Origin of the sequence: Siphonobacter sp. BAB-5385 (genome assembly GCF_002261125.1) — a bacterium.
Classification (GTDB): domain Bacteria; phylum Bacteroidota; class Bacteroidia; order Cytophagales; family Spirosomataceae; genus Siphonobacter.
Genome location: NZ_NMPS01000150.1, coordinates 117,240 through 131,400, shown reverse-complemented (window position 1 = coordinate 131,400; position 14,161 = coordinate 117,240). Strand labels below are relative to the sequence as shown.

The following is a 14,161-nucleotide window of genomic DNA, read 5'->3' as shown; positions in this document are numbered from 1 at the left end:
GAATTTACTCAACGCCGTATTTACGTTTTTCCCGATCAATTTTCTCCTGTACGGCCTCGATGATCCAGTCCGTGACCGAAATGGAAATCTTACGGGCCCTACCGCGTTGTGGGCGGTGATTCCGAAGCTCCTTGATCATATGCGTTTCGCTTTCGGTTAACTCAATCGAAAAGCGTTTGAGTACTTCCGGCACAAGTACAGGTTCGGCTTTCGCGGGTTTGGACTTGGCTTCTTTACGAGCGGGTTTTTCCTCCGGCTCTTTTTCAACCGGTCGAGTCGTAGAGCCTCCCCGATTGATGACCTCCAGAATTTTATCTTCAGGAACCGAATCACTGGAAGCTTTCTTTTTGGGTGCGGATGAAATGGCCATAACGTGAATAGATACAGTGATTTTCTGCCTCAAAAGATACGTTAAAAAAAAGCTTTATTTAACGTTAAATTGAAGGGTAAAAATAGCGTCGATAATACCAGTGAACATTAACGTCAAATAATTTAAACTATCCTTTGACAATCAGAGGATTGATTGCTTCGAATAATTTAGTAATTTCCGTCGTTGCTTTAGGATCTTTCGCCTCCATTTCCACCACACCTAATCCCTGAGAAGCGGCGTTGGAATAAGCTTTTCGATTGATTAACGGCGTGGGTAAATAAGTAAAAACTTCAGAAGCCTGTAAGAGTTCAGCGGCATCGTTATTGTCCGTACCTTTCGGGTCTGCCCGATTCAAAAAGGCGAAGGCAGTTAAAGGAGTTGCCTGAACGGCCCGGATTTCCTGAACCAGTCGTTCGACTTTGTTCAAGGTCCACAAATCGAAACTACGGGGATTGAAGGGTACCAAGTAGACGTCCGAAACAGTCATAGCTGCCCGCTGACTAGTCGTATCCCGACCTCCGGTATCAATCACAATGTGGTCATACTTGGGTACTAGCTTTAAAATCTGACTACGAACCGCCTCTCCCGAGAGCTTGATGGCGGTAAAGCCAATTTCTCCCTGCAGATTCTCTTCCCGCCAGGCCGTAAAATCAGTAGAGGTTTCCTGTTCATCGGCATCTACCAGTAAAACATCGAATCCCTGTTTGGACAGTAAGACCGTAAGATTGGTCGCAATAGTCGTTTTCCCACTTCCACCTTTAATTCCTCCGACGGTAAAAACCATGGTTGTAACGTTTAAATTAGCGTTAAAAAAAGCGTTGGATACTACACTAAAACTGAAGTTGTTTCTGCCGCTCAAAAACAAGCCATTATTAGCTCTGGATTGATCGCTGACTTTGACTCGAAATTCAGAATACCAAAACACGTTATTTTCAAACATAAATCCAAAGCTAATTAAAACTTTATTTTTGAATCTAATTTTAACGTTAAAAATAGAGTTAAAATTGAACTTATTACAGACGCTTAAAATTACGGTTATATTAACGCTCAAAATAAAACATATAAAGCGTTAAAAATAACATTTATAATAAAGGTATAAAGGACGCTATTTTTTACGCTAAAAATAGAGTAAATAATGAATCTGTAATTAACGTGTAAATTAGCTAATAATATATGTAAAAAACAACACTGATTTTAACGCTAAAAAGATAATCAATATTAAAATATTTGACGTTTATTTTAACGTTAAAATAAAGACTATTTCTTAATGATAGAATCCAAATTTTAACGTTAAAAATAACGTTACTTTTGACGTATATATGTATTGGCAAATAGCTGTAAAATAGTTTGTTAGATTAGATTAATATGCTAAAAATACATAAATAAATAATTAGACGGGTTTACTTATCGATTTAGAGAATTACACAATTTTTGTCTTTATCAGCTAAGTCATTCGCTTCAGCGGAGAAATTAGATTTATAGAGATAGAGCCAGTGAACAAAAGACAATCAAGGGTTATGTTGAGTAGTGCGAAAGATAGGAGAGGTGTTTATTACAGATTTATAAAATAAACCATCCAATATTGGTTCAGTAATAACCAGTAGAAGTGCAATAGCTGATGCCCCTGATAACTGTGAAAGAAATTTGTTTTTGACAATGACTGTTAGTATAAAATTTAATGTACAAAAATAGCTTATACTACTGCCGCGATGATATAGGATTAATGATACTTTAAGTGAACTTTATTCAATTGTTCTGGCCTGATAAAGAGGGGTTTACAAGTCAGTCGCCGAGTAATAGTCCGATGCAATGATAGGTTTCGTGAGAACGACCAAAATCAGCTACGAAGGTCAAACTATTATGAATACAGAAAAAGGCAGGATAGGTTAAGTACAAACACGAGAAACGAAGGACGACACTTGCGTAATGCGACCCTTAGTCAGATAAAATAAAATATGATTATTAAATTAAAATATATGAATAAAATTATCTTTGGTAGGACCCGTTGAGCTAAGAAAACGAGTCTGAAAATTCCATGAATGCTCAAACAAGTGCGGGCTGGCTTTGTATCCTCTGCTTATTTTTCCTGATACCTTTTTGTCAGGGGCAAATGACCAAGCCTGTCTTTTCCCATCTCAGTGTTGATGAAGGCTTATCGCAAAGCAGCGTGTACGCGATCACCCAGGACCGTAAAGGTTTTATATGGTTAGGCACCCGCGATGGCTTAAACCGCTACGATTCCCGGCAGGTGGTCGTATATAGAAATCAGCCTACGCGGCGAAAGAACTTGCCGTCCAATACAATCAATGCTCTTTTGCACGATAGTCAGGGAAGGTTATGGGTGGGAACCAGTAAAGGCTTAGCTCTGTACAAATCTGAAGGAGACGATTTCGAACGTATTTCAGCACAGGGTTTGCCGGATTCCACCATTTTAAGTATTACCGAAGATCGGCGACATCGCGTGTGGGTCGGTACGTCGAAAGGGCTTTATCAGCTCGAAGGCCCGAAACCGTATCGACTGAAGTCCTTACGGAGCTATACTTATCAGCGTACTGAACCGAGTCACCCCAACACGCGGGCTCTGTTTGAAGACCGTCAGGGTAACCTATGGCTGGGAACGTCGTTGGGATTAACCCAACTGAAAGTCCGTACCAATGGCCAGTTTGATGTACAGGACTACTTCTTACAACCCGCCGATTCCGTCTATCATAACCTCTCGAACGGAATCAATACCATTGCTCAGGATCCGCAGGGGCGTTTGTGGCTGGGTACGGACCGAAAGGGGATCGCCGTATTTGACCCGCGTTTAGGAAGAATTAGTAGCTGGAATCCCGTACCGGGACTGGATCTATCCACGCAAACCATTCGTACCATTCAACCGGACAGAAGCGGACACTTCTGGATTGGTACGTTGTCGGGCTTGTACGTGGTGGCGTCGGATGGAAGCTGGTTCAAAACGCTAACCAATGAACCAACCGACGCGGAATCGCTGAGTGATAATTCGGTTCGATCCATCTTCCGGGATCGCGATGGTTCCATTTGGGTCGGAACCTACTATGGGGGCGTGGATTTCTACAGTCCCTACGCCCGACAATTTGGGTCGTTTGGCCCCTTGGGTGAAACATTTAAAATCGCGGGACCGATACTGCCCTCAATCGACGGACGGCAAATTTGGCTGGGTACGGAAGACCGGGGCGTTATGCTGATCAACGCCAATCGAAGCGTCGCCCGTCATTATCGCCACGACCCCAAAGACCCGAACTCACTTTCCAATGATAAAGTCAAATGCCTGCTGGCTGAGGGAAATCAGGGCTTGTGGATCGGCACGCTGAAGGGGCTCAACTACCTGGATTTACGGACGCAGGTGATTACCCGTTTCCTGCACGAACCGAATAATCCTCACTCGTTGCCCAATGATCGCATTTACGATTTGAAACGGGATACTCAGGGCAAACTATGGATTCTGACTAATCTGGGAGGTTTGTGTGCATTCGATCCAAAGAACCGATCATTTGAATCCTACGTACCCCGAGCGGGTCAGCATACCTCCTTGAGTTCAAGAAATGCCACGTGTTTATTACTCGATTATCAGCAGCAACTGTGGGTAGGCACCACCAGCGGTCTGAACCGGAAACTACCCGGACGGGACGCCTTTGTTCGCTACCAGCACCGCGAAACGGACCCGATGTCGCTCAGCAGTGATCACCTCGTTTGTCTGTACGAAGACCGGAAACACCGACTGTGGGTGGGCACGCGGGAAGGGGGATTGAATCTGTTACGTCCCGGTCAGCAGGGATTCGAACGATTTAGTACGGCTAATGGTCTGCCGAGTAATACAATCGTGGGCATCCAGGAAGACCGTCAGGGTCATTTATGGATTAGTACCGACAAAGGTCTGGCCCATTTCGATCCGGAACACGACCGCTTTGTGCATTACAACCGGCATGATGGATTGGTATGCAACGAGTTTACGCCTAACTCCACCTATCAGGATCCCCAGGGCTATCTCTATTTTGGGGGCTACAATGGCATCGTTCATTTCCATCCCGACAGTATCCGTCGGAATACGCGGGTTCCTCAACTGGCGTTTACACAGGTCCGGTTGTTCAATGAACCGATTACCCGGCTTTCAGAAAGTGGAGAATCTGATATTGATTTTGAACGAGGCCTCACCTTTACGCATCAACAGAATGTATTTTCCATCGATTTTGCGGCGTTCAATTACATCAACTCGTCAAAAAATCGGTACGCTTACCAGTTGATGGGGTTTGATGAAGAATGGAATTACGTGTCGGAACCCCGGGCTTTGTACATGAACCTGAATCCGGGAACATATGTGCTACGCGTAAAAGGCTCGAATAATGATGACGTCTGGAATTCTAAACCCCTGGAGCTGACCATTACAGTATTACCGCCGCTCTGGAAAACACCCTTAGCGTACGTCGTGTATGCCCTGACGTTTGTGGCCTTGTTACGGTTGTGGTCAAGATTTAACCGTAACCGATTGCAACTGGCCCACGAATTACAGCGGGAACACGAAGAGAAAAAACGCCAGCAGGAACTCCATCAAACCAAGCTTAACTTTTTACGGAAATCGCCCACGAAATTCGTACGCCTTTGACGCTGGTGATGGGGCCGCTGGAAGTACTGGCGAGCCAATACGGTCAGGAACCGGGCATTCATAAACAGGTTAGTCTGATGCGGGCCAGTACGGACCGCTTGTTACGCTTACTCAATCAGTTGCTGGATTTTCGAAAACACGAAACGGGCAATGTCCAGCTACAGCGGCAGCAGGCGGATTTCGTCCGCTTTCTCCGACAAATCGTACACTCGTTTCTCGGGCACGCCCGTTCGCGTCAGGTACAACTCAACTTCGAATCGGAAGGCGAAGAAATCCCCTTGTGGTTTGACGCGGGGGAAATGGAAAAAGTGATTTCCAACCTATTAGTCAACGCCTTCAAATTTACGCCTGCCGGCGGGCGTATTAGCGTGCGGGTGCGGGCAACGCAGGAAGAAGTGACGCTGCTCATTGAAGATACGGGTCTGGGGATTCCAGCGGAAGAAATCAGTCAGATTTTCAAACAGTTCTATCAGGCGGATCGCCATCAGTCGCGGGATACGGGTTTTGGTCTGGGACTGGCCTTGAGCAAAAGCATTGTAGAACAACACCAGGGACAAATCAGCGTAGAGAGCCAGGCGGCCGGTTTGGAACCCACGGGCTTTACCCGATTCAAAATCACCTTACCCATCCTACCAGTCGAGGAGCCATTGGTTACCGTTCCAGAACCAGTGGTATCCGAAGCATTACCCGCCGTTACCCGTTCGGAACCAGCCGCCGGAGAAAAGCCGCTACTCCTCATCGTAGAAGATCAGGCGGACATTCGAAATTATCTGGCTGATCTGCTAACTACGGACTATGAGGTACTGGAAGCTAGCAATGGGGTAGAGGCCTGGGAAACGGCTTCGCAGCTCTTACCTGATCTGTTGATTACGGACCTCGCCATGCCCGAAATGGATGGATTAACCCTGACGCATCGCCTCAAAACGGATGCACGTACCAGTCACATTCCGGTCATCATGCTGACGGCGAAAGATGGCGTCGATCATCAGTTATCAGGACTGCAAACGGGAGCGGATGATTACCTGACTAAACCTTTTCACCCGGTGTTACTACGGGCCCGCGTACAGAATCTGCTGTTGTTACGGCAGCAACTGAAGACGAAGTATCATCGCCTGATTACGCTACAGCCGCAGGCCCAGACGCTTGAACACCCGGACGAGAAGTTTTTAAATCAGCTCATGACGGTACTCGATCAACATTTAGCAGACCCGGATTTCAACGTAGGCAGTCTGGTGGCAGCGATGGGCATGAGTCGCCCCGTATTATTTCGAAAAGTAAAAATGTTGACGGATCGCTCCGTCGTGGATTTGCTGCGAACGACGCGACTGAAAAAGGCGAAAATATTATTAAAGCAACGCAAAGCCAACGTTTCGGAAATTGCTTTTGCCGTAGGCTTCAGTGATCCCAAATACTTCAGCCGGGCCTTCCGGGCCGAATTCGGTTTAACGCCAACGGAATATAGTCAACAGGTAGTCACCGAAGAAACGCCGTCCTGAGTGGCGTGAGCCGTAAAAGGCCAGTGAATCGTTACGATTCACTGGCCTTTTCGTATTAAAACAAGGCTTTCTTCTCGTTCAGCCGTTTCGCCCGTAACAAGGCCTCCAGCCAGTAATAATCGGCGTAAATCAGTGGTACGTCCACCTCACTGTTATGCGGTTTGGAACCCGTACTGTGCAGCAAAAGAAACCCATGGCTACTCCCGGCAGGAGCCAGGTACGTTTTGGAAAGATTGGTCAGGAGCTGATCAGCTTTGGCACAGTAATTAGCCTTGGGGGCATAGGTACTGAGTTCGTACAAAGCGGAAGCCATCACCGTAGCTGCCGACACATCGCGGGGTTCGTTCGGAATTCCGGGAGCATCGAAATCATAATACGGAATCAAATCCTTCGGCAAACGGGGGTGCTGGAGCAGAAAACGGGCGATAGCTTCGGCCTGTCGGAGAAAGGCCGGATCTTTCGTTTCCCGGTAACACAAAGTATAGCCATATAAAGCCCAGGCCTGTCCCCGGGCCCAGGCCGACTCGTGGCTGTAACCCTGGTGAGTTTGCCTGGTACGTACCTGACCCGTCAGCGTATCGTAATCCACCACGTGATAGGAGCTGAAATCCGGCCGAAAGTGATTGTTCATTGTTGTGCGGGCGTGCGTGACGGCGATGTTGTAAAAAGAAGAATCCCCGGTCCACCGCGTGGCGGCAAACAGCAGTTCCAGATTCATCATATTGTCAATGATAACCGGGCACTGCCACACGTCCTGATGATGATCCCAGGAGCGGATAATTCCCGCCGCGGGCTTAAAGCGTTTTGACAGCGTACGGGCGGACTCGATGAGGATTTGTTTGTACGCGGGATCCTGCGTCAGACGATAGCCATTGCCGTAACTGCAATACATTTTAAAACCCATGTCGTGGGTGCGGGCGTTGGTTTTTTCGCCTTCCAGTTGGGCCGTAAAGTGGCGAGCCTGCTCGGCCCATTCGGGCTTTCCGGTGTATTCGTATACATACCAGAGTTGGCCCGGAAAAAAACCACTCGTCCAGTCGCGGGCGGCTACTCGTTCGAGTTCGCCTTTCGCATTGAGGCTGCGGGGGGATACCAGCTTGGAAGCCTCTTTTGATTCCGCGATTTTCAACTCGCTAAGCATACATCGGCTTTGTTCCTGGGCGTGTTGAAAAGATCGATCAATAAAGGTGGGAGATACAAACGCCCAGCTACTTGCCAGAGCAAGACCGATAAAAAGTCGTTTCATGGTTGAATTAGTTAGTACGGAATGAATGAGGAAGCCAGAGTAGGGGATGGCGAATCGGAAGGTTACGAATGACTTCTTCGTTTGCAGGCGTATGATCCCCTTTTTTCCAGGTTTGAAGCCATTCTGGTTGCTGAAAAGCCAGGGCTCCGAAAACCAGGAAAGGTTGAGCGACGGGCCAGTTGTCCCAGTACATCACATCGGGTGGCAAGGGCCAGCGATTCTTGTCAACGACGTAAGGGTAGAGGTAGCTGATGCCCCTGCGAATGCTACGTCCGTCGGGTGTCTCATACGTCCAGAGGTTATCCCGGGGCGTAGAAGCAATCTGACAAATCATTGCCATCGCATCGAGGTTGAACAGGGAATAACCGTAGGGTTTCGTCCGCCGGAGTTCGAGCGGGAAACTACCATCGGCGGCCATTTGCTGGGGAAGTAGAACAGTTTTGTACCGATCCCGGCATACGGCAAGCAGCGAGTCATGGCCGGTAAAGCGGGCAAAGGCCGCCACCTGCATAACCCAGCACGTACCGTGATTATTCTTCGCCTCCCGTTCTTCGATTCCGTACGATGGTGCGTCAGCCAGTGCAGGTACATACGAAACCAGCTACGTACCACGGCGACGGTAGCAGCATCCAACTGAGCTTCCATCACCTGAACGGCCTGCACCACTTCCATTAAATGAATCGTATCGATGATCCCAATGCCCCGCCCCGTAACCCGGCCTTTGATGGCCTGAGCGTACGTCAGGGAAGGATTCATCCGGGTCGTTGTATCGACAAACCAGGCCTTCAGGTGACGAAGAGCCTGCTCACTGTACCGTCGATCGGGTTGTAATACGTAGGCCGAGGCCAGTGCTCCCATGATCTGACTTAGCCGGATGAGGGCCTGTCGGTGTGCCACGAAGTTGTCGGGATTGCTCAGCCCGTCGCGTTGGAGGTACGGCCCCTGGAGATTCGTGGAGTCGGGCCACCAGTAATCGCCTTCCGAATAGAAATCATGGCGACCTCCGGCACTCCGGGGTGAGGTTTGGGCCGTAACCGTACGGGGCGGTTGTTGTAGAGCCCAGCGGACTTCAGCCTGTACAGAGGCTTGCAGTGTTCTTTGAATCTCGGCATTAAAATCAGCCTGTCCGAAAGCATGCGTAGCAACGAAAGTTAGGCCCATCAGTAGCATTTTCATAACCTAGAAAGGGGTAAAGGCTTAATGAACGAGCGAAATCAGGTACAGCAACAGAGCCACCAACAGGCCCGTGCATCCTACTTCAATGAGCAGTAAACGAATTCTTCTTTTTTTCACGGAGGAAAACATCGGCCAGTGTAGGAAACAAAGGTAGCAGGGGCAAAAGCGGGGCAGGGGGGCTAAATGTATCAAAAAGGGGGAGGAATCGTTCGGGTGGGTGATAAAGTGTTCAAAGGAGTGGAGAAAGCGTTCCATTTAGATTATTCCAGTATTTTATAGACTTATATCCACTAATGTTGCAGTGGAGTTCATCGCTACTCTGGCCCCAGATAAGGCTCTTGCCTACCTCTTATTCCACTACCTTACTCGATGTGTTTTATGCGTAAACCTCTATTTGCCACCTGCTGGCTAGGCTCCCTGGCTATTACGCTGCTGCTCGTAGCGGGGGAGGCTACCGCCCAGACACCGGGCAACAACCCACCACCCGCCAATCGGCCCAGCACGTATACGTTTACGGGACGGGTACTCGATGAAAAAGGCATGGGTATCCCCGGAGCCACTATCCAGCTCAAGGGAAGTCCTGCCGCCGGTACGACTTCCAACGCCGAAGGACAATTCACCTTTCCCGTACCTACGGGCGGCGGTACGCTGCTTGTCTCCGTCGTAGTACATCACGCAGGAAGTGAATCTGACGAACGAAACGTCCCGAGACATTACCATGGCTCCCGATACCAAGGCCCTCAACGAAGTGTGGTCGTTGGCTACGGTACCCAGAAAAAGAAAACCTGACGGGAGCCGTCGCAGCCATTAACATCGACGAGAAAATTGCCAGCCGTTCGCTCAGCAACGTTTCCTCGGGCCTCTCCGGACTGGTACCGGGTCTTTCCGTACAGCAATCGACGGGCCAGGCCGGACGCAACAGTGCCAACCTGATTATTCGGGGACTCGGTACGGTTAATAACTCCGGTCCGCTGATTGTCGTGGATGGTATGCCTGACGTGGATATCAACCGCATCGACATGAACGATGTGGCCAGTATTTCAGTCCTGAAAGACGCGGCTTCAGCTTCCATTTACGGATCACGGGCGGCTAATGGTGTCGTACTGATTACGACTAAAAATGGTTCACAAAACAAAAAGCCCAGATCAGTTATACCGGAACCTACGGCTTATCGCAGCCCACGAACTTCTACAACTACTTTGATGATTACGCCCGCTCCCTCACCATGCACATGCGGGCTTCGGGGGCTGGTGCTTCGTCAACGACGTTTCGGTACGGAACCGTGGAAGACTGGTTATCCAAAAGCCTCGTCGATCCCGTGAAATACCCAAATACAAACTGGTGGGACGTAATCCTGCGGGATAACGGTCGGATACAAACGCATAACCTCTCGGCTTCGGGGAGCAATGATCGGATGAATTTTTATCTGTCGGCGGGTATCTTGGACGAACTAGGCGTACTCATCAATCACAACTACAAACGTTACAACACGCGTTTTAACCTTGATTACAAAGTTCGCGACGCCATCAAAGTCGGCCTGCGGATGGACGGCCAGTGGTCGAAACAGGAGTATGCCAACCAGGAGGGATTCATCAATTACAGCGGTACGGATGGCTACGACATTCGGTACGCCATCGCCGGGATTTTGCCCTACGATCCGGCTACGGGTCGATACGGCGGCATCATGGCTTACGGCGAAGACGCTCAGGCTGCCAACATGTTTGCCCGGTATTCGGTGTACCATAACCAGCGGGATCGGCAGGAGATCAACGCCAACGTGTACGGGGAATGGTTACCACTGGCCGGATTAACATTTCGCGGGGATTTTGGACTGCGGTACTATAACCAGTTCACCAAAAGCTACAACGACCCGACCGACGTCTGGAATTTTCAGACCGATCAGATTGCCCGTACCATCGTCAACCCCAGTGCGGGCATCAGTAACAGCAACAATCAGGGATACAAAACACTCTTGCAGGGCCGGATTACGTATAACAAAACCTTATTCCGAAACCATCAGCTAACGGCCCTGCTGGGTTATACCGAAGAGTACTGGTTTAACCGAAACATGTCCGCCAGCCGTCTCGACCGGATCAATCCCTTGCTTAGTGAAATTGACGCGGCCCTGACGACGACGCAAACCGCCGGAGGAAACAGCGACGCGGAGGGCTTACGCTCGGTGATCGGTCGTTTGAATTACGTCGTCAATGATAAGTACCTGTTCGAATTTACGGCCCGGTACGATGGGTCGAGTAAATTCCTGCCCGGCTATCAGTTTGGCTTTTTCCCGGCCGTATCGGCGGGCTGGCGTTTCTCGGAGGAGCCTTTTTTCCAGAATCTGACCTCGATTATTTCGTCGGGTAAACTCCGGGCCTCCCTTGGTAAACTGGGCAATAACTCGGGTGTGGGTCGCTACGAGCAACGGGACATTTTTAACCTGACCAATTACATCCTCAACGGAAAGATCGCCAAGGGCTTCAGTTCGGCCAAGATCATCAATGAGGACTTTTCCTGGGAACAAACCAATACGGCCAACGTAGGACTCGATCTGGCCTTTTTCGACGGACGACTAACCGCCGAAATCGATGCCTATACCAAACTCACTACGGGTATGATCCGGCCTTCGTCGCTATCCACGTTGCTTTCGGGGTACAACGCTCCCCGCATGAACATCGGAAAACTGCGGAACAACGGGATGGAAGTGAACCTGACGTACCGCACTAAAATAGGTCAGGTAAACCTGGGAGCAACGATGAATGTGAGCTTCAACCAGAATCGGTTGCTGGAATGGAATGAGTTTCTCGGTAAAGGTTATACGTACCTGAACATGCCTTACCACTACGCCTACAGTCGCGTATCGCAGGGCATTGCTCAGAGCTGGGAAGACATCGCCAATGCTCCATACCAGGGCCAGTACGTTTCGCCGGGCGATATTCTGTACCGCGACCTCAATGGCGATGGTCAGATCAACGACGAAGACCGCAAGGCCATGCCCCGTTTCAACCGGGAGCAACCGACGGGCAATTACGGCTTTAACCTCTTTGGTAACTACAAAGGTTTCGACCTGAGCATCTTGTGGCAGGCCGCTACGGGGCGGAAAGACTTCTGGCTGGAGCCTTTCAACAACGTCAATATTCCCGCCGCCCGGAATGCGTTTCAGGACTTTCACTGGAATGACACCTGGAATCTGGACAATCGCTCGGCTTCCTTACCCCGGCTGGTTACGGGTTCGGGTGGGAACAATCAGGCGGAGTCAACCTTCTGGCTGGACAACTTTGGCTACCTGCGTCTCAAGAACATTCAGGCAGGCTACAATATCCCCAGCAAATACACCACCCGCATCGGCGTAAGCCGGGTACGGGTCTATCTGACGGCTGAGAACTTGCTGACCTTCAGTAAGTACCGGGGTGTTGATCCCGAAAAAAGTACGACGCAATCGGGTGCCGACAATCAGGATGACCCTTTCCCGCTGCTCAAGTCGTATTCCTTTGGTTTGAACCTGAGTTTTTAATTCACCTTGACTTTTTCGCTCGTGAAACGATACATATCTATGGTGGGAATAGTACTGATAGGCCTGAGTGCCTGCCAGAAAGACCTGCTCGATCAGGTACCCACTACTCAGCTTTCTTCGGATTTATTCTGGAAAACGACCGACGATGCCATTTTCGCCGTCAATGGTGTGTACGAAGCCAACCGCACGACCTTTGACCGCGAGTACTACTTCGATGGAGCCGGAGAATTCGTGCATACCCGGGGTACCAGCAACAACCAGGGGACGTACAACCCTGGTGCTATCGGTTCGAGTGGCAACTTTGGCTTCCTCTGGGGAGACTGTTACCGGACCATCAACCGGGCTAACTATGTACTTCAGAACATCGGTACACTGCGGGCAAACCTGAGATCCGAAAGCGATCAGGCTCTGATGAACCGCCTGGTGGGCGAAGTACGCTTCCTGCGGGCTCTGAACTACTTCCGTCTGATCGACCTCTGGGGCGACGTGCCGTATTTCGGTCGCCGACTCAACGGCAATGCCGAAGCGTATACCCTGACGCGTACGCCCAGGGCCGTTGTGAAAGATTCGATTCTGGCGGATCTCTCCTACGCCGCGAGTGTACTGCCCGACAACTATACGGGCGATAACCTGGGCCGGGCCTCGAAGCTGGCCGCCTGGGGCTTCAGCGGCAAAGTAAATCTGTACTGGGCCTGCTGGATGAAAAACGAAAACAATGCGGGCGAAGCCCAGAAGCACTACGCAGCAGCGGCAGCGGATTTCAAGAAAATCATCGACAAAAACATTCCGCTGTTTCGGAATGGTGAGCCGGGTCCGGCGGACAATCCCAACTACTGGCACCTGTTTCAATATTTCAACGAATACGATCCGGAAATTCTCTTTTCGGTACAGTTTGGTGGTCCTTTACTCAATCAGGGTGAAGAAATGCAGCGGGATTTTGGCTCACGGAACACCGGCAACGGTCAGGTATGGGTGGCTCCGACCTATCGGCTGGTAAATCGGTATCAGCTCACGAGTACGGGTGATTTTGCTCCGTCCGTGGTATTGAGTCGCAATACTACGCTGGCCAACAGTGCTACGAACCCCCGTTCATACGTCGGCCGGGATTACCGTATGCGGGCGACTATGCTCTGGGACGAACAGAAAATGCTTCGCCTGACGACGGACGGACTGAACGTACAGGACAGCATTACCTTCCGCTTTGGGAACCGCGACGGGATTACGTTCATCAACTACGACGGGGCTCCAGCGGGGTATGTTTTCCGGAAATGGATTCGGCAAACCGGCGGTATTGGTCGGAGCGATGGCCCGCAGGATATGTACCTGATGCGATTGCCCGACGTCTGGCTCATGTACGCCGAAGCGGTCAACGAACTCAGCGGACCCACGGCCGAACTGTTTGGTCTGCTCGACAAAATCCGTCGTCGGGGGAATCTACCACCCCTGAACCAGGCGAAGTTTTCGAGCAAGGATGAATTTTTCAAAGCCATCGAACAAGAGCGTATTGTGGAGCTGGTCGGAGAGGGGCACCGCTTCTTCGACATTCGCCGCTGGCGGAAAGCCGAGGAAATCTGGCCTATGCCCTCCGGTCAGGTGTTGTACGATTCGCAGGGAACCCGGATTCGCGATGAATTTGTGAACGCTCCCATCCGCGATTACCAGCGGTACTACCAATTCCAGATTCCGACGGGTGAGATTGAAGTTAACCCGCAGATCATCCAAAACGAACCGTGGTTCTAAG

At 50.1% G+C, this 14,161-nt stretch carries 8 protein-coding genes and 2 pseudogenes; 6 read left to right on the top strand and 4 right to left on the bottom strand.

Annotation, left to right across the window (positions count from 1 at the left end; translation table 11 throughout):
• Positions 1–4: 4 nt before the first annotated feature.
• Together BWI93_RS15200 and BWI93_RS15195 are read right to left on the bottom strand one after the other, a co-directional pair.
• The gene (locus BWI93_RS15200; protein WP_094812748.1) at positions 5–370 is read right to left on the bottom strand and encodes a hypothetical protein; all 366 of its coding nucleotides are present in this window, start codon (positions 368–370) and stop codon (positions 5–7) included.
• 127 nt (positions 371–497) lie between these two features.
• Positions 498–1,154, bottom strand: a complete 657-nt coding sequence (locus BWI93_RS15195; RefSeq protein WP_094812864.1) for an AAA family ATPase — start codon at positions 1,152–1,154, stop codon at positions 498–500.
• Between the two features lie 1,251 nt (positions 1,155–2,405).
• On the opposite strand from BWI93_RS15195, the gene BWI93_RS28925 reads away from it, so the two are divergent.
• Both BWI93_RS28925 and BWI93_RS28920 read left to right on the top strand, forming a co-directional pair.
• The gene (locus BWI93_RS28925) at positions 2,406–4,991 is read left to right on the top strand and encodes a two-component regulator propeller domain-containing protein (RefSeq protein ID WP_255157897.1); all 2,586 of its coding nucleotides are present in this window, start codon (positions 2,406–2,408) and stop codon (positions 4,989–4,991) included.
• Positions 4,992–4,996: 5 nt separating this feature from the next.
• Positions 4,997–6,487, top strand: coding sequence for a response regulator (locus BWI93_RS28920; RefSeq protein ID WP_255157908.1), 1,491 nt, complete (start codon positions 4,997–4,999; stop codon positions 6,485–6,487).
• Positions 6,488–6,542: 55 nt separating this feature from the next.
• Here the strand turns inward: BWI93_RS28920 and BWI93_RS15185 are convergent, their stop codons facing one another.
• Both BWI93_RS15185 and BWI93_RS15180 read right to left on the bottom strand, forming a co-directional pair.
• A complete protein-coding gene (locus BWI93_RS15185; protein ID WP_094812746.1) occupies positions 6,543–7,733 on the bottom strand; it encodes a glycoside hydrolase family 88 protein in 1,191 nt (396 codons plus the stop codon).
• Between the two features lie 7 nt (positions 7,734–7,740).
• Positions 7,741–8,894: pseudogene (locus BWI93_RS15180) on the bottom strand (alginate lyase family protein).
• A 393-nt stretch (positions 8,895–9,287) separates the two neighbouring features.
• Here BWI93_RS15180 and BWI93_RS28915 point away from each other — a divergent pair.
• The 4 genes and pseudogenes from BWI93_RS28915 (at position 9,288) to BWI93_RS15170 (ending at position 14,160) form a co-directional block, all read left to right on the top strand.
• Positions 9,288–9,698 carry a carboxypeptidase regulatory-like domain-containing protein gene (locus BWI93_RS28915; RefSeq protein ID WP_255157896.1) on the top strand — a complete coding sequence of 137 codons (411 nt, stop codon included), beginning with the start codon at positions 9,288–9,290 and terminating at the stop codon, positions 9,696–9,698.
• Positions 9,638–9,985 (top strand): annotated as a pseudogene (locus BWI93_RS29625) (TonB-dependent receptor plug domain-containing protein); the annotation flags it as partial. The gene BWI93_RS28915 and the pseudogene BWI93_RS29625, both read left to right, overlap by 61 nt.
• 68 nt (positions 9,986–10,053) lie before the next feature.
• Positions 10,054–12,420 (top strand): SusC/RagA family TonB-linked outer membrane protein, encoded by a 2,367-nt coding sequence (locus tag BWI93_RS15175; protein ID WP_255157907.1) that lies wholly within the window; start codon positions 10,054–10,056, stop codon positions 12,418–12,420.
• Between the two features lie 39 nt (positions 12,421–12,459).
• Entirely contained in the window at positions 12,460–14,160 is a 1,701-nt protein-coding gene (locus tag BWI93_RS15170) for a RagB/SusD family nutrient uptake outer membrane protein (RefSeq protein ID WP_094812744.1), read from the top strand.
• Position 14,161 lies beyond the last annotated feature (1 nt).